This is a genomic window from Candidatus Erwinia haradaeae (genome assembly GCF_900698965.1).
Classification (GTDB): domain Bacteria; phylum Pseudomonadota; class Gammaproteobacteria; order Enterobacterales; family Enterobacteriaceae; genus Erwinia_E; species Erwinia_E haradaeae_A.
In genome coordinates this window covers 1-19,777 of sequence record NZ_LR217726.1, presented here as the reverse complement: position 1 = coordinate 19,777, position 19,777 = coordinate 1, and the positions used below count along the sequence as shown (strand labels likewise).

At 30.1% G+C, this 19,777-nt stretch carries 9 protein-coding genes; 4 read left to right on the top strand and 5 right to left on the bottom strand.

Features of this window, described 5'->3' with window-relative positions; translation table 11 throughout:
• Window positions 1-715: 715 nt before the first annotated feature.
• Window positions 716-1,522: a bifunctional hydroxymethylpyrimidine kinase/phosphomethylpyrimidine kinase gene (gene thiD / locus CIPSTX3056_RS03420; RefSeq protein ID WP_072666555.1), complete on the top strand. Its 807-nt coding sequence runs from the start codon at window positions 716-718 to the stop codon at window positions 1,520-1,522.
• Between the two features lie 1,437 nt (window positions 1,523-2,959).
• Here the strand turns inward: thiD and CIPSTX3056_RS03415 are convergent.
• Window positions 2,960-4,144: a NupC/NupG family nucleoside CNT transporter gene (locus tag CIPSTX3056_RS03415; protein WP_072666554.1), complete on the bottom strand. Its 1,185-nt coding sequence runs from the start codon at window positions 4,142-4,144 to the stop codon at window positions 2,960-2,962.
• Window positions 4,145-4,248: 104 nt separating this feature from the next.
• Complete coding sequence (gene bioA / locus CIPSTX3056_RS03410; protein ID WP_072666553.1) at window positions 4,249-5,541, bottom strand: adenosylmethionine--8-amino-7-oxononanoate transaminase; 1,293 nt, start codon at window positions 5,539-5,541, stop codon at window positions 4,249-4,251.
• A gap of 141 nt (window positions 5,542-5,682) precedes the next feature.
• Between bioA and bioB the strand changes: the two genes are divergently transcribed.
• Window positions 5,683-6,720 (top strand): biotin synthase BioB, encoded by a 1,038-nt coding sequence (gene bioB / locus CIPSTX3056_RS03405; RefSeq protein WP_072666552.1) that lies wholly within the window; start codon window positions 5,683-5,685, stop codon window positions 6,718-6,720.
• Between the two features lie 3,054 nt (window positions 6,721-9,774).
• On the opposite strand, the gene gpmA is transcribed toward bioB, so the two are convergent.
• The gene (gene gpmA, locus CIPSTX3056_RS03400; protein WP_072666550.1) at window positions 9,775-10,488 is read right to left on the bottom strand and encodes a 2,3-diphosphoglycerate-dependent phosphoglycerate mutase; all 714 of its coding nucleotides are present in this window, start codon (window positions 10,486-10,488) and stop codon (window positions 9,775-9,777) included.
• 514 nt (window positions 10,489-11,002) lie between these two features.
• Window positions 11,003-11,941, bottom strand: a complete 939-nt coding sequence (locus tag CIPSTX3056_RS03395; protein ID WP_231939204.1) for an FAD:protein FMN transferase — start codon at window positions 11,939-11,941, stop codon at window positions 11,003-11,005.
• Window positions 11,942-12,777: 836 nt separating this feature from the next.
• Here CIPSTX3056_RS03395 and CIPSTX3056_RS03390 point away from each other — a divergent pair.
• Entirely contained in the window at window positions 12,778-13,272 is a 495-nt protein-coding gene (locus CIPSTX3056_RS03390) for an Hsp20 family protein (protein WP_072666547.1), read from the top strand.
• Between the two features lie 3,444 nt (window positions 13,273-16,716).
• Here the strand turns inward: CIPSTX3056_RS03390 and CIPSTX3056_RS03385 are convergent.
• Window positions 16,717-17,259: a phospholipase D family nuclease gene (locus tag CIPSTX3056_RS03385; protein WP_072666559.1), complete on the bottom strand. Its 543-nt coding sequence runs from the start codon at window positions 17,257-17,259 to the stop codon at window positions 16,717-16,719.
• A gap of 1,455 nt (window positions 17,260-18,714) precedes the next feature.
• Between CIPSTX3056_RS03385 and thiE the strand changes: the two genes are divergently transcribed.
• Entirely contained in the window at window positions 18,715-19,347 is a 633-nt protein-coding gene (thiE, locus tag CIPSTX3056_RS03380) for a thiamine phosphate synthase (protein WP_072666546.1), read from the top strand.
• Window positions 19,348-19,777: the final 430 nt, after the last annotated feature.

Here is a 19,777-nt window from a genome sequence, read left to right as displayed (position 1 = left end):
TATTTAGCTTTTTGTGCGAAAAATTAGAAACAGAGATTCTAAGACAATTATAAGATAGTGACAATTAGCTTTGATGCTATAAGTATTTTGTGATTAATATACTAGAATAGATAGCAAGAGATAAAGTAGAATAGGCACTATATATGTTATAGACCTATCATTTTTATTTTTATAGACTAAATGATATAGGAAAATACTGCATTGTTATTTAATCAAACGCTTCAACAGAACTATACTACAAACTCCCTTATGTGTATTACCCAATGTGAAAGAGTTATATATTTGTATAAAACTGTAATTTATTAGTATAGTTTTATACACCGCTCTGTAATTTTAGTTTTTTAGATCTATTCTAACAAGTAGACAATGTATCTATGATCATTTAGAGCGTTTCAAAAACAAAATAATATAACCCTCTCACTGAGGATTAGCATTATTTTACTATGATATAATTTATGGAAATTTCACAAATCCTGATATTTCTATATGGTATCTATCCCGCACCACATACTATTTACATAGTAATTACCAATACTAGCACTCTCATGCATCATATGTAATATATACATGCATCATATACAGTTGATACGGATGCGACCAAGCTAGAGTGGATACCATCAAGAGCCTTGATACCACATTACATGGTTGTTGTAAAATGATATTAATAATCATCTATAATTGTAGCGATTCATTCATATAAGAGCTCAGATAATTAATGAGTAGAGAAACGTATAATGTTTTAAGCATTGCCGGCACTGACCCTACCGGAGGGGCTGGTATTCAAGCAGATTTAAAAACTTTTTCAGCATTAGGTGTGTATGGTGCAACAGTGATTACTGCTATTCTGGCGCAGAATACTCAGGGCGTACAATCAATTTACCCAGTGAGCGATAAATGTGTATCAGCCCAGTTAGATTCAGTTCTTAGCGATTTATATATAAATAGCATAAAGATTGGTATGCTTAATCAAGCGAGTATTATTCGCGTGGTTGCTAAGAAATTAATAGAATATCCTATCCCTTGGATAGTTCTAGATACAGTTATGATGTCTACAAGTGGTGATATGTTACTAGATAAAAATGCTGTCACTGTACTACAAGAAATATTGTTACCATTGGTATCAATCATAACCCCTAACTTGCTTGAGGCCTCCATACTACTCGGCTGTGATATTGCTACAAATGAAACTCAGATGCGTCAGCAGGGACGCAAACTACTTGAGTTTGGTTGTAAAGCAGTAGTGGTTAAAGGCGGTCATCTTGTAGGGTTATCAAGTCCTGATTGGCTGATAACTGCAAATCAAGAATGGTGTTTTAGGACTCCGAAAGTAAAAACTCTGCATACTCATGGCACAGGTTGTACTTTATCAGCTGCTTTAGCGGCTAGGCAGCCATTTTATAAGGATTGGTCACAGACCCTACAATTTTCTAAAGAATGGATCCAAAAAGCGCTCATGCATGGCAATAGTTTATCTATAGGAAAAGGTGTAGGACCTGTGCATCATTTTCATGAATGGTGGTGATTAAGGAGCATAAAAAATGCAGCCTCAATCTAGAAAAATTACCAAAGAGAATTATCTCGTCGCTTATTTGACGTATTGACTTCTCTTCTCCTTATGATCTATCTCATTGATAACATATATTATTATTTCTGAATTCTTTAATTTTCTCGCGGTCTTAATCTCGTTATTCACTATTTATGCTTTAGTTTCTGAGTTATCATTTACTCATGATACTATCTCTAAAATTTGGTATATTCTCTTGCATGATAGGATATAGACTGACAACCCTGCTAAATACTTAGCATCATAAATTTTAGCTAAAAGCTATATTTAAGTTTTTATTATATACTTATGGGTTTACAAGACAGTAATTAACCTACATCTCTACAGTGATCTTTAAAAGAATTCGGGTAGGTATTTGGTAATATCGACTCTTGATAGTATCATGCTATGCATCTAAACTTGCTCGCTTACTCTAAATAATCGCAAAAATACATAAGTAAACTGAATTTTTATATAATAAAATTATTTATTTCTGATCATAGATAATAGGAACAAAGAATTTTAAAATTCAGGACAAGAATTCAGTTATTCAGCGTAGATGTAAAACGGGTCATAGACGCCCTATTACAATAGATAGATGCAGTATTTGCCACATCTTTAGAGTATTAAGCTTCGCGGTACTGAAGTTTGTATTGATAAGCTAATTCTTTTAAATTCAAATAATTAAAACCGTAGACATATTTAACGACGCATTCATAAGTTATTTTTTAAGAGATGCATTACTACAGTATTCTTAAAGGTGGATAATGTAGCTACGTATTTTATTTTACGTGCATAATAAGCATGCATCAGGGCAGTCTAGTGCTTGGTAATTATATATTCTATAAAATATGAAGAAAGCAACTGATGATTAGCTGTACATCAGAGGTCATACAGAAACTGATATTTAAAATATCATACGATCTTTTATGATATATTAGCATGTGCGCTATTTTATGCAGTCTTGCAGAGATCAGGGTCATACTTAGTAAAAGTTAGCTAAACGATACTTTTTAGACTGGATGGCTGAAAATTGCTAAAACAACACATTCATGTTAATAATGATATTATATGCTCTAACGCACTGATATAACGATAAAATTCTTATAAAATAGACTGTTCAACCGAAGTATATTAATAAAAGGTCTGGTTTGGTGCTAAAACCATTTCATGTTTTGCTCTGTAGTTACTACTACATCTAAATACTTTCAGACTGAGAAATACTAATCCGAGCGTGCAATATGCTAATTAGCATATTACTGACTATGAAGCTAATAAGTGTATAGTTATCAGTAAGACGTATAACTATACTTAGCACCTTGAAATAGAATATAAAGTGATATTACCTATATATCATTACGGCAGTGTCATATAGACAAAGGCCTATAAATTCTATAAAAAAAACCATATTTTGTATTATATGAGTAATCCTGTAATGGTGGCTGATAAAAGACTAACGAGAGTAGCGGTATAGAGCAACTGCCAGCCAAAGCAAGACACTACGTTACCTTGTCTTTCATTTAAGCCTTTAATAGAGCCCGTAACAATACCAATAGATGAAAAATTAGCAAAGGATACTAAAAAAACTGATAAGATCCCTTCTGTACGAGAAGATAAGATTCTAGCGATTTTTTGCAAATCAATCATGGCAACAAATTCATTAGAAACTAGCTTGGTTGCCATAATACTTCCTACACATAATGCTTCATTACTTGGTACACCAATAACCCAAGCGATCGGGAAAAGCGCGTACCCCAGAATACCTTGAAAACTAATCCCAAATAGGAACTCACATAAAGCATTAACACCAGAGATTAAGGCGATAAAACCAATTAGCATTGCTGTAACGATTACTATGACTTTGAACCCAGCTAAAATGTACTCACTAAGCATTTCAAAGAAGCTTTGTCTTATATGACTCGTATCTAGATTGAAGTCTTCTCTATCATTAACGCGGTAGGGATTAATCAATAATAAAATTATAAAAGTACTGAACATATTGAGCACTAGCGCTGTTACTACATATTTAGGCTGTAATAGCGTCATGTACGCTCCAACAATAGACATAGATACTGTAGACATCGCAGTGGTCGCCATCGTATATATTCGCCGCTCTGGAATTTGAGCAAGAATATCCTTATACATAATAAAATTTTCTGACTGACCAAGCATCAATGAACTAATTGCATTAAAAGACTCCAATTTACCCATGCCATTAATTTTTGATAATGCAGTGCCAATGACACAAATAAGAACTGGCAGTATACGAAAATATTGCAGAATACCGATTAGTGCGGAAATAAACACGATTGGGCAAAGAATATTGAGCCAAAAGAATGCCAATCCGTTATCGCTCATGTTTCCAAAGACAAAATTAGTTCCATGTGCTGCATATTGCAATAATTTCTGGAAAAACACTGAGAAGCCCGTAACGAGATCTAAGCCTGATGTAGTATGAAGAAAAAACCATCCAAGAATTACCTCAATAACTAGTAACTGCATAACATACCGAACACGGATCTCTTTATGATTATCGCTTGCTAGTATAGCCAGTAAAATAATTACGATTAATCCTAACAAAAAGTGAAGAATTCGAGACATGTATATGTTCTACCATTAATGGGTGTACTGATGATATATTCTATCTTATTTTAATAAACTAACGCTTAGGAATCTATCTAAAGAGATCTATTGATTTAATATAATTAAGAGACAAAAAAATTCTCTGGTTCATCTAATGAAGCAGAAATAGCATCAATAAGTATTGTGAGCGCTTTTGAAGAAATAATATACGGCGGTATTAAATAAATAAGATGACCAAAAGGACGGATCCATACACCGTGCTCCACAAACCAGTGTTGTAGTTGTGCTATATTGACTGTCTGTTTAATCTCGACTACTCCGATAGCACCAAGCACGCGTACATCAGAAACCATTGGATGATTAATCAAAGGTGATAGCTCTCTACTTAACTGAGAGGCGATGTTTTCTACTCTTTGACGCCAGCTTTCATCTTCAAGCAATGATAGGCTAGCATTAGCAGCAGCACATGCTAATGGATTTGCCATAAAAGTTGGACCGTGCATGAAACAACCGACTGCACTATTGCTAATGGTTTCTGCTACGCGACGGATGGTCAGTGTAGCAGAAAGAGTCATTGTTCCGCCCGTTAAAGCCTTACCAAGACATAAAATATCTGGCGTGATATTAGCATGATGGCATGCCAGCCATTCTCCAGTGCGTCCAAAACCAGTCGCTATTTCATCTGCAATTAATAAGATACCATATCGATCACATAGGGCTCGTGCTATACGAAGATACTCAGGATGATAAAATCGCATTCCGCCAGCTCCTTGGACAATTGGTTCCATAATAACTGCTGCTATCTTCTGATGATAATCAGAAAATAGTGCAGACAACGAAGTCTCATCGCCTGGCTTCCATGCTTCTCTAAAACTACGTTTTGGCGCCTCAATAAAGCGATTAGATGGCAGGTATCCCTGATATATGCTATGCATAGAGTTATCAGGGTCACATACTGCCATTGCACCGCAGGTATCGCCATGATAACCATGACGTAAAGCAAGAAATTCGTAACGCGGATGACCACTTGCCTGCCAATACTGTAGTGCCATTTTAATAGCCACCTCTACGGCTACTGATCCAGAATCAGCTAGAAAAACACACTCTAACCCAGAGGGCATCAACGTTACTAGTCGACGGCATAATTCTATAGCAGGAGGATGTGTAATACCACCGAACATAACATGTGACATGCGACTTATTTGATGTTTGATTGCCTGATTAATCACTGGATGATTATATCCATGAATTGCCGCCCACCAAGAGGACATACCATCTACTAATCGGCGACCATCTCGAAGAATTAACTCGTAGCCATCAGCAGAAACAACCGGATAAGTGGGTAACGGATGGGTCATAGATGCGTAAGGATGCCAAATATGTCGCTTATCAAAAGCGAGATCATCAGCCTGCATGAATATGTCCTATCAAATATAGGTAATTAGTATGCATTGAGAAATCCTATCAAATAAAATTAAAATACATTGTAGACAGTGTAGCGACAAACTCTATACTTACAACTATCTATTTCCTTATATATTATCTGGATAACTATTATGCCAACTTCTGCACTCTGGACATTAAAGCAAGCTCGAGCACTGTTTGATAAACCTTTTTTCGATTTATTGTTCAAAGCACAGGAGGTACATCGACAACACTTTAAACCTGGTGAGATCCAAGTTAGCACACTCCTATCTATTAAAACAGGAGCCTGCCCAGAGGATTGCAAGTATTGTCCACAAAGCGCTCGACATAGCGCCAATATAGATAGCGAACGTCTCATACAGGTAGGGCAAGTGCTTGAAGCTGCCCGTAAAGCACGTGATTCCGGTTCGACACGTTTTTGTATGGGGGCAGCTTGGAGAAATCCATACGACCGTGATCTTCCTGTGCTTGAAGAAATGATAAAGAGCGTGAAAGCATTAGGACTTGAAACATGTATGACGCTAGGAATGCTGAATGATCAGCAAGCGGATCGTCTAGCAAAAGCTGGTTTGGATTTCTATAACCATAACCTGGATACCTCTCCAGAATTTTACTCTAGTATTGTAACTACTAGGAGTTACCAGGATAGGCTAGATACGCTCAGTGCAATTCGTCACGCAGGTATAAAAGTATGCTCTGGGGGTATTATTGGGCTAGGTGAAACTATTAACGACCGCGCGGGGTTACTGGTTCAGTTGGCTAATTTAGTGGAACCACCAGACAGTATTCCGATTAATATGTTGGTAAAGGTACGCGGCACGCCTCTATCTAATACTGAGGACGTAGAGCCATTTGATTTTATCCGAACTATTGCAGTAGCACGTATTATGATGCCAAAATCTTATGTGCGTTTATCTGCTGGGCGGGAAAGCATGAATGATCAAACACAGGCGCTGTGTTTTATGGCTGGCGCTAATTCTGTTTTTTATGGTTGTAAGTTGCTTACCACACCTAACCCGGAAGAAGATCGCGATATCTCTCTTTTTAATAAGCTAGGTATCACTATTGAACGCATCTCTACTAATAAAAGTGATGCTGAAAATATGGATGCACTTACTACGAAGATAGTACCCATTGAAACTAGACAGTACTACAATGCTGCAGGTTAAGATAATGAGTATTTTTATTTACTTTAGCATTGTGATTTGCTGAATACAGTAGTGTACTCTATCATTACTTTCTGTAGAAAATCGATCTATTGATACTAGGAAAAAAATCAGTATCTCAAGATTTTCATATCATTAAGATGATATAGATATCTAGAAATACTTATCAAGCAAGATAAGATAATCTTTGAATTTTATTATAATAGGAATGTTTATGTTATGATATTAGGATGAGCACATCCACTCTCATAGACCAGTAAATAGATTGCGCTATATATTATACAATAATCTAATAGTACTTCTCATACCAGCAAGAAGATCATTATTAAATATCTAGTAATGTATCATTTTATTTTTAGACGCTACAATAGACACACAGTACAATCGGCGCTAAATATAGTATATTGTAGGTAATGACGTTATGTTGTGATTGTACAATGAGGCTAGTATTTTGAGTGTAAAACTCTCTCAATCAAATATTCTTAGAATATATCAATAATGTATATCAAATTTTGATATACATCTAGTAGAAGCACACTTCTATGTCATTAATTTTGATTGCATACTATTCTATAGTCTTAATAAAGATTAATAGCAAAAATATTATCTAACACTTGATTACTGGGGTTTATTAGTATAATATAATTACTGAATACGTACACTAACGATTCGCAAAACCCTAATAGTGAAGTCTGCCAAGATCATCACCCTATTGGGGTTTTTGCATATTATAAGGCAAAGACTAAACATTCTATTTCTCTTTTCTTCCTTATAGATCTTCCTTATAGAAAAACTTTCAGTGAATGAGAAATACAGAAACTACATGTGTAGTAGATTTTACAGGGGATATCTTAACCTAGAGATAACAATATACGCCTGGTAAAATCTCTCGTGAACTCTAACTATACACTCAGGCTGATGCTTTACTCAGCACAAATTACATGAGATTATTTAAGATAAAATGATATGATCATGATGGCGATAATAGTGTAAGGCCGCTTATTCATTTACCTAATGAAGATCGGTACGGGTATATATTTACTTTTGGAGAAAAGATGCTACTTATGCTGCAACGACTCTCTTCAATACTCTATACCCATCCTTAAAGTACTATTTTACGCATCTAATAAGAATAATGCATGGCGAGATTTATGCATCGATGGATTTTATCTACATGAAAACTCTTTAGAACAGACACAAATTTTTCTCAAAATAAAACATATACCAGAGACCTTATATAATAAGTTGTCTGTGCTAATGATAATGACACTACTTACTGAAGTAGTGTATCAAGTAAAGTGATCAGCTCTGTCTAACACGGGGTCTTTTTAAATCTTTTAAATCAGTAAGTTCTGTAACATTTATATGTTAGAAATATTTTCTACTTGTATGCAAAATCTATGTTTTCTGTCTACTGACAAATATTAGTCAGTATTCCTATATTAGTATTCCTATATAAAATAAATATAAGTAGAATGTTTGATGCATTAATAAATTATATTCAGCATATTTTATGCATGACTACTCTTAGTATAATAAATTAGCAATGTTTACGGATTTTTTTATACTGTATATTACTTAAGAGCTGCTCAGCTATACAAAACAATAGTGATTATTTTTAGAGAGAGTCCAAAATATATTGCATGCTTAGATTCATTATCTAATAATGATACTATTTTTAATATTTTTATAAAATTTTTTATTTTTAGCCATAATTATCATACTTTTCAAGTAGAAAATATCGACTTTTTACTTCAAAATCATGGAAAAAATTCGATGCTTATAGTTTTATAAGATGGGGTAATAAATTTACGCATATGATTTTAAAAAATTTATAGGAGATTTTCTTTTCATAGAACATGTTAATATAAGTATATTACTTAGTAAATATTTTTGTTAAATCCAGACTTGATGTGCTTATTATGCATAAGAAGTAAGGTTAGAATAATAACATCCTAGATGTTATTATGGTTCAAGTGTCTGAATATCAGATATATTACTGGTACTGCTCATAAATTTAGCAGCCAACTACCACACACAAATACCGCCTACACTTCTAGTCAATAAAGACCGCTTGATAGCGGTCTTTATTGACTAGATAACTATTCATATATACTGCGATATATGCATGCATATAAGCTTGATTATTATACGTAATGTCATAAGAAAGAGCTAAAATGTATTTACTTATAAAAGTAAGGCCTAATGCTTGTAAAGAAAAAACAAGATCTCTCTTTTAGAGATCATAATATAAAAACATGCTAGTACATTTATACAACATTCACCTACTTCTTACAATACAACGTGCATGATATAATGTCATTTTAAACGCAGAAGGCTTTTATGTACTTTGAATTAACATAATAACTTTATAAGTTATTTATTAGTGATTGGATTTTGTATTTTACTCTTTAGTGTTTACTGTGGCGCTATTAGCGGCTATCTTCTGGTGCTCAATAGCATTATTAAGTCACGAAAAAATTTTAACAGAGAAAGGATTTTGTCGAAATTAGATCTATTGTATTTCTGTGATGTAATACTATAACCTGAGAGGCATCAGACTCAAGATACTCTTACTTTTAAGATACACGATGAATGACTAATGATATATAGATGCTACAATGTTAGTCGTGATTAAGATTTATTTATATAATAATGTTATTATTTTGCTATAAAATAGTTGGCATTAAACAAGCCGTGTATATCTCTAAAGTAAAATTTTTTAGTATATCCTGAATCTATGTTGAATTTATTAATGGATTCTCTGCAGTTTAGATCTAATTTAGGGTTAGAAGATGCAAGGTGTTGTGTCATACACAACTATGCTAAAATACAAGACAACGGTAGTAGTTTTTTATAAAAGATCACGACAGTTTTGTTGTAATCTCTATAAATAAAATAACAATAAATGTTCTTTTTTGAAAAAATTAAAAAATAGCCTCTAATTTTTTTAATAATTCTATAACCGATAAGTTTAGAAAAGTATTAAAATTTTTACAAAAACTTTTAACTATGCGATATTTTATCTGATTTGAATTAGAATCATTCCGATATTTTTCAGATCGTTCTGTCACCAGTATTAAGCCAATAGTGTTGTATAGGGTTAAAATCTTCATTAAACTCATAAACCAATGGAATAGCAGTTGGTATATTTAGTTTTAGAATTTCTTCTTCGGAGATATTGTCTAGATATGTTATTAATGCACGAAGAGAGTTACCATGCGCGGCAATAATAATTCTTCTACCATTCTTTATTTGTGGAACAATCGACTCATTCCAGTAGGGTAGTACTCGATGCATGGTCATTTCTAAACTTTCAGCAATGGGCAGTTGTGCATGTGTTAATGAAGAATAACGTTGGTCATGACCAGGAAAACGCCTGTCAATACGGTCAAGACTAGGCGGGATAGCGGTTAGACTGCGACGCCATTTTTGAACCTGTACATTGCCGTACTTTATGGCGCTTGTAGTTTTATCCATACCCTGTAAAGCACCGTAGTGACGTTCGTTTAACCGCCATGTTTTCTCTATTGGCAACCATGCCTGGTCTACTTCATCTAGTATGGACCAAATAGTATGAATGGCACGTTTTAAAAGAGACGTATAGGCTAGATCAAACGTAAAGCCTTTACTTTTTAGTAATTTACCAGCATCTTTTGCCTCTCTCTGACCTTTCTCTGTTAAATCAACATCATACCACCCGGTAAAACGATTTTGCTTGTTCCACTGGCTTTCGCCATGACGTATTAAGACTAGTTTAGCGACAGACATAAACAGATTTTCCTTGATTAAATTTATTAAAAATAAAATAGTCATTAGTACTAAAATATAAACTACAGACTAATATTATAGTCTGATATACAAGATACAGTATCAGTTTGTCATTTATTGTTACATAAAAGTTTTTCATAAAACGTACAATACTAGTATGCTCAACTAATGATTCTTGAGGATGATTTACTATAAAAACAGAAAGCCTGGTGTGTTTAGCACAGTATAGCTAAAAACATCAGGCAATAGTGATAGATCACACATACATACTCTAAAAATCATCATACGAAAGAACTATTAAATGGATTGTATATTGCTATCAGCATGCAATTTATATAGTAATATAACATTACTAAAAATAGTACAATCAACTAATGAACTTATTATATTACAACGTCTACTAGTGTGACTGAGTCTCTAAAGTAAGTCTATTAAATTTTAGCCTGACCTTATTAGAAACTACCAGAAAGCTCCTTCTCTTAAAAAGAGAATAGAATACCTAATAGTACTTAAATTAAGATTTAACTGCAGAAGACTTAATAACAGTAGAAAATTGCGGAGAGATCCACGTAGTAAATTGATTGCCGTTTTGAGAAATTAAATATACTGCTTTCTGATATTTCTGAGCTAATTTTTTAGCCTTGTCTATATCTAATATAAGAAGGCCGCTATCCCAGCAATCTGCTTCTAGTGCAGTACTAGCAATGACAGAAACTGATACAAGAGTGTTCTGTGTAGGCCATCCAGTAGCCGGGTTAATTAAGTGTGGAAATCGTTTTCCATTGATTTCGTAATAATTTCGATAGGTTCCAGCAGTGCTAATTGCACACCCATTCAATGCAATAACAGCTTGTACAGAATTTTCTAGATCTGTTGGTTTTTGTATACCAACCTTCCAAGCCCTACCCCTGCTTTTTTGACCATGAGTACGAACAGCACCACCAACTGAAACAAGGTAGTTATCAATCCCTTCTTGTTCCATAAATCGCGCTAAATGATCAGTTGCAAACCCCTCTCCTACACTAGAGAGATCTATAGATATCTCTGGCAAATCTTTATACAGATAGAATTGATTAGAAATATTGATCAGGTGCAAATGATGAGCACCTGTTAAGGCACGAGCTGCATTAATCTCTAACGCTGTTGGAATATGAATTAGCAAAGTCTTGGGTCCAAAACCCCATAAATTTACAAGTGCTCCAATTGTAATATCCATTGCGCCATTCATTTTATGACCCACACTTAACGCTTGTGTTACAATGTCTGCTATTTCTTGCGTTATAGGTTGGGGTTTAGTACCACGATATTTATTAAATCTTGAAACTACTGAGTCATTCCTCCATGTAGATAATTGATTGTTATCGTCATCAAGGAGTCGCTGTATAGCGCATTGTAGGGTGCGTTTTCTTATCGGGTTGACCCCTGAAAGGCTAACTGTCCAAACTGTCCCCATAGTGTGGCCCATTAATATTATTTTTTTATAATCTGACAAATTTTGAGAATGAGCATAGGGTATTTGTATCAATATTAGGATACAGCCTGTCAAGCATTGCCATATCTTATTCATGAATGATCGTAACCTTCATATAAATATCACTAAAATATCGAAATTATTATAATTACTCATGAATATTCATAATATATATTAAATATAAGGATGTATAATTAATCAATATTCATCTAGATATTCTTAAAATAAAATTTACTGTTTTTGCAATTTTTGGTGTGATCTTGAAAATTTTTCTTTAAAGTAAAATTAATCATTTTCTATATTTTTGCTTTAGTAATTACAGAAATGATAAACATAGCAATCTTTACTATTGCCTATATGCGTAAACCCTAACAACACCGAGACTTCTTCAGGTACAAATATTCTATATATATATGCAACATACCTAAACAGGAGATTTTGCTCATCTTGTGCTACTAAAATTTTTATTTTAGGTTTTATAGATATTGATTTATAAAAATCATTTTTTATTACTGCTTGTATATACACTGCAAGTTTTTTCATTAATTGTGAAGTTATTTACTTATATCAAATAAAATTTTGATTAAACAGCTCAGAATCCTTCTTGAAAGTTGTGTTAATATCAAGATTATGTGAATAACTTTATGTATTGCTTGAAAAGCGCCACTATTATAGTGATAAAGATATTTTTAAATTAAAGAAACGTAAAATATAGCTTTCTGATATAATCGAAACCTTGAAAATCTATCAATAATACCCAATCTTACAATGTAAGAATCATTTAATTATAAACGTTACATGTATTATAGGAGAATATTATGGCTTATCGTTCATTCTCTCTTATTCCGGCATGGAGTAACCATCTTCTTTCTGATCGGTTTACACAGATGGATAATCTTTTTAGCCGTATTACAGGTGAATCACCTGTAACCGATGCACCTGTCTATAATTTAGTGCAAAAAGATAAAGAACATTATGAAATGACGCTAAGTGTTCCTGGTTATACACAGGATGAATTAGATATTTCAGTACTTAATAACCAGTTAACCCTTAGGGGTATACCAAAACCTGAAAAAACAGGCACCACCATAGATGAACAAGCAGTTACATGGTTCCATCAAGGTTTTAAGAAAAAGGAATTCTCTCTTAGCTTTAACCTAGAAAATCGTATAAATATTCAACAAGCCAGACTGGATCATGGATTATTAAAACTACAATTTACCTATGATATCCCAGAACAAGAAAAACCGAAAAAGATTGAAATCTCCATGGATGCCGCAACACATCAGATAATAGAACACGACAAAAACTAATTACGGTGCCCAATACGGTGCCCAATCAGGCGTCGTCATTAGTTTGTAATAATATATCAATAAATAATAGTATGTTATTGTTATACTAAATATGTCTGATTATCTATGCCTGGACTGTCTTAATTTAGAAAAAATTTAGTCGAGTAAAATACTTAAAAACAAAGCTTTAATTATTTCTTACCGAAATTTATTCTCTAAATTATCTCTCTTCATGGTGGTTAAAACGGTATCTCTTCTCTCAGGAGAGATACCGTTTTAACCTTTTTTCAGGAAAAAGACACTAGAATTGAAGCGAGAGAGGTCCCGTATCCCGATTTTGTCAGAAAACTTTATAAATACTCTGCCAAACACAGCGATTTTTTCTGTTGTCTTATATGCTATACCTTAGAACACGTGATAGTGCAATAAAGCGTGGTGATTATTGTTTGCAAAAAACAAGCTGATACAGTCTATTCATTAATATATTTCCAGATCAATACTAAGTAAGGGTTTCAATATGTCTTTTAAAAGACATATTGAAACTATCATAATAGTTAAAATATTTTTGAATATTATGCAGTAAAAGTTTTACTAACACTTGCTTAGTATTTTGTATAGAGCTATTATACTCTTTGAGTACGCATTTTGCGATTCGCAAAGCCCTGATAGTGAAGTCTGCCAAGATCATCACCCTATCAGGGTTTTTGCATTTAAAATTTTTTTATATTCTCTGATGCTCGTGATATGAGAACTTTTTTAGAGAAGAGGTCGCATTATATATTACTATCAGTGCTCTATCTGAAGAGTAATCCAAATAGTCGAAATAGACTAATTCATCTTGTGTAATATGTATATATAAGACATACCCATGATTCTCCTAAAGGTAGACTATACGCTCTAGTTTTATCGTGAAATATCTATGCATGTATTTTGCTCTAAATAGCAAAAGTGAGAATAATTCTTCGTCTAATTATTATTAGAGCTACTTATTAAGAATAGTCATATACGTCTTATATATCGTAAACACTCAGATACTCAATATAAATATTGCATGTCGATTGATTTTATCGTTATGTCTTGATTATTGAAAATGAAGGTATGATATATCAGTGATATAACTATATATAAGATGTATTTCATTAAGATGATAGCAAGGGTGATTCTATTGCTATCAAGTGAAAAATATATAGTTACTACACTAGTAACATCACTATTAACTTAGAAACCTAATAGATTAAATCCGATAAGAGGTTATTAGTTTCATGTACTAATAATATTAGAGATAAGTATAGGATATACTACAGCATGATACATAATAACAGAATGGTAATTAATAAATACCAATAAAATTTATTGATGTGTATTTTAAGTACACAGTACAACCTAGGTTAGGATTATACTAACTACAAACAATTATAGGACATGTATATTTAAACTTTATATATATTTTTATTCTTTATAAAGATTTATAAAAGTTTTTATTACTGATGAACTGCATTAATGAATACATTTATTCTTAATATAGCCAATAATTCATATTTTAATCAGCATCTCAGTATCTGATCCAAGATGTGATTAAAAATCTCTTGATCTAATTAAATCAGAAAATTAGAAAATTTTTAATACTAGATAGGTATTTCTATTATTTTTTACAAAGTTAATAGTTTCCTGGAATAATCTTTTCAAATATATTTGAATATATAAAACCATATAGTACCAAAATATATATAGAATAGAATTTAAATTAAAACTTCACTCATTTTGATTAAGTTTATTTAGATATGATTGATGATATTATCTAATAATAGTATTTTTAGATTAAAACAGAGATAATTTAAACATGAATTAGCATAGTTATTAATTAGATAGTTATCTGGTGATCTACTATATCACAGTACATCCACTACTATAAATTATAACATAATAATATGATTAAAATCATATTAAATTTTTTCAAAACACTATAGATTTTTTAGAACTTCTCAACTTTAATTGTTTTTTAAGAGTAAAATATTTTAGTATTTTACTGTTAAAACTTTAATCTTTAACTTATAAAAATTTATAAAATTCTAGTTTTCTAGAATCTATAGACACTACTTTTGAAAAACTACTATTGAATCGTACTTAATAAGTTAGATTATAACTTGGACTTAATAAGTTAGATTATAACTGGAAATTCTGAAAATTCATTTAATTAATTCTATGAATATATATAAAAATATTTTAACAACTCATATTCATGTAGTTTATTTTTTAAGTTAATCTAAAAGTCTTTAAAGTCTTTAAATCTTTGATTTTAGTTAGTTCTGTTAATAAAGCATAATTTCAAATTATTAAAAAGTTAAAACTATTTAAGTTGATATATGTATTTTTCTTTAAAAAAGTTAAAAAAAGAAAGAATTTATCAAAAATATTATATATTTAATATATAAATATATAAATATATAAATATATAAATATATAATCTAATTTTTTCATCTATGATGAAACGAAAAACTAATTAATATTAAAATTATCAAAAGATAAATATCTGACCCTGAAAGAATTTACTATTTTGTGTAGGTTAAACAGATCTACTTCTTTTATCACTTTAATTTAAATTTAAAATTTAGATATTATTACTATCAAAATTAAAACTATTATTAATCTAATATATATTTATATAGTAGCTAATATATATTTATATAGTAGGATTTTTATATTATAATATATAGTTTTAGATTTTAAATTTTAAAAATTTTTAAAAATATTATAGATAATCTATAATCTATAATCTATAATCTATAATCTATAAGATTAATTAATTTTTATTAGATATGATTTATTTAATAAAATTTTATCTTTTTTTATCTTTCTTTAAAAAATTAGAAATATTTAAAGTATTATAATTTTTAATTATTTTTTAATAGTATTTAGATCTTTGGATTTTTTGCTATTTAGATATATCAAAGTATATTTTTTGAATTTTATTTTTTTATAAAAGTTGATATTAGTCATAGTGATATCTAAAAATCTAGTTAATTTTAAAAGTTTTTAGAATGTCCTGAATTTAAAAATAATTTTAAATTTCTCTTAAAATATAAAAAATTTTTGTTAGGGTGAGCAATAAACTAATAAATTTGTTAGAGTTTTTCTAAAAATTATATCAATATCATATATATAAAATATAAAATATAAAATATAAAATATAAGTTTTTAGTAAAATCTTATATATTCAAGATAATATATTTAGTAAATATATTGATGAAATTTATACATATTTTATATCTAATGTCAACTTAGGATAGACCCTACCATCTAGTAAGGATTATAATCAATGTTATATAAATAACATTGATTATAGATTAATAAATCTAAACTACATTATAGTATTCAGAAATAATATAGATTATATCTCTATTGTTCTATATTTTTATTTTTTAAATTTTCATTTTTAAATGTTAGATAATAATATAAGATTGTAGGTTAATAGGTCGGCTTGACATATATTGCTTCCTTCCATAAACGGTTAAATTCGATCATATATTTTTCCGAAATTTTTGGGTAATTGCGCAGGTAAATTACATTTTCTGCATTACGCTTTACTGCACTCTGTGTATAATTAAAAGACCCAGTTTCAACTGAATTTCCATCAATAATCATAAATTTATTATGCATAATAGCATATTTTTCATTTAACTTTACTGCAATATTATGATTACTTAAATAAGTAACAGCAGTATATCTGCTGTTATTTGACTTCTTATCGGCTACTAAACGTATATTGATACCTCGATTCTGTGCATCAACTAACGCTAATGCAATAGGTTTACTAGTAAAAGAGTAAGCGGCAATATCAATTGACTTATGCGCTTCCGAAATAGCTAATAGAACAATTTGTTTTGCTGTTTCTCCAGGCGAAAAACCGACTATTGCATCCTGTGTATTCGTATTTGCCATAACAGGAAGAAACGGGTTGATAATAAAAAAAGATGGGATTATTAATAATAATTTTGATAACTTGTTCATTTGCATAATTCAGGCACCGTGTTTTGATAATCAATAGAGATTGTTATTTTATATTTTTTATGATTAATTCTTTAAGTTGATTAGGATTAGGCTGTAGGACTTTTTTATGTAAAATACCTTATAATTTTTATATAAAATACCTTATAATCCTAGTAAAAATTTATCTATTGTCGGGTTAATCTTAAATCTTAGATATTAATATAATACTTAATTAAGTAGAATAACTATAGCTATAGTAGCTATATCAGTATTATTATACTGATATAGAATTGTTATTCTGATAGATATATCATTATTTTAAGATGAATTATCTTACTAACAAAAAAACAATGTTATATAAAATATTCATTGCTATTGTAGTTAAAAAATATATATAATATATGTGTATTTTTTCTAAATATAAATATATAAATTTTAATGCGATTATTTATTTATTATATTAAAATAATAATTTTTATTATTTATTATATGCATTTTTAGCTATATATATTACTAATATAATCTGTATTTTTATTAAAATTAGTTAACTTACTAACTTACTGACTGTATAAAGATATAGAGAAATAATAATTATTAGTATTAATCCTTAATTAAGGATGAGGATCTCTTTAGATTTTTAATTATTTTTAATAATCTTTTATCTATACACTCTTATACATATTATGTATAAAATATTATTTAGATTAAATAATCCATTCAATTGAAAATTTTTATTAATAATAATGAATAAGAAGTAAGTATTAATAATAATGAATAAGAAGTAAGAATGACTAAGAAGCTTACAACGTAATATACTATATATAATACTATATATTATACTATATATATTAGTAATATACTATATATATAGTAGGAATACCCTATTTAATAAATTCTATTGCATAAATAGAATTTATTTTATAAATATTAGTTTTATAATTTTTTCTATTTTTTATATGTACAAATACCTTACAGATAGGGCTATATACTACTTATAGTGTCAGTAAAATATATTTTTAAATTAACTTATTCAGTATTAATGATTTATTTTATATAAAAAATACTATCTGATACATTAAATAAGGAAAATTTTTAGATCAAATATTTTTAATATGTTTATATATTCAATATATTGAAATATACATCTTATTTTCAAAGATTATATTTTATTGCTCACTCTACTTACTATTTATACAGTCTATATAGACTAACCTATTGGTTATTTCAATAAGATTATTATCTAGTATGATTTGACATAGCGCATATATTTTAAAATAATTAGATGGTATTTTATTACTTTCTAAATATTATTCTTCTATAGTCTATAATATTTTTTAAAAATTTAAAATTACACTAACTTTTATATATTGAATAAAAAACTTCTGGAATGGACGGCTATAAAAGAGAAAGATGAAAATATTTATTATATATCTAAAAATATACTTTATATTTTAGGTTAAAATTATAGGAATTAGGATGAATCTTAATAAGAGTTTCTCATCAGTTCCGCATCGACTGGGTTTATATCCGGTAGTAGATTCTTCATTATGGGTAATGAGAATGCTGGAGTCTGGCGTAACTACAGTTCAGTTACGCTTAAAAGATAAATCAAAAGAGCAGTTATCTTTTGATATAAAAAACGCAATATCTTTAGGTAATAAATATAAAGCTCGGGTATTTATTAATGATTATTGGCAGTTAGCCATCCAATATGGAGCTTATGGTGTACATCTGGGTCAAGAAGATATGGATAAAGCTAATTTTAGTGCTATTTATCGTTCTGGTTTACGTCTTGGCTTATCCACTCACAATGATAAGGAGTTATCACGCGCATTAAATTGGTCTCCTTCGTATATAGCCCTTGGACATATATTTTCTACCACCACCAAGAAGATGCCATCTCATCCACAAGGATTACAAAAACTAAAGAGCATGGCAAGCGAGCTGACACATATTCCAACTGTAGCTATTGGTGGTATTACTCTTGATCGGGTAGATGAAGTGCTAGCTTGTGGCGTTGGTGGCATAGCAGTTGTTAGCGCTATTACTTGTGCAACAGATTGGCGTAAGGCAACCGCAAGCTTAAAACGAAAAGTTGAAGGTTATTAATATTAGAGTGGGGTTTTTAAGTCAGTGCTAATATTAATAACAACTAAGATATATAAAGATACATAATCTTAATAGGTTTTAAATAATTTTTTTAAACTGTACTAACTATTAGTAAAAAACTAAACATTAATAGCAATCTTTTGACAATACTAAAACTAATTAGTAATAGATAAAGTTATCTGATGTGATCGTATTTTTAAATAGTATTATATATTATATATAATAATAATTTTTAGATCATTCTTATATAAATATTGATTTTAATTTTTTCTTGAAAATATTGTAAAATACTTGTGTAGACTTAAATTCTAACAAGTATTTTAAAAAAATTTTTATCTATGTCTCATAATGTTCAAGAATATTTAAAGATTTTTACCCGCTTGATTTTTTATTTTTGAAAAATTTAATAAATTTTTAAAATCTTTAAAAG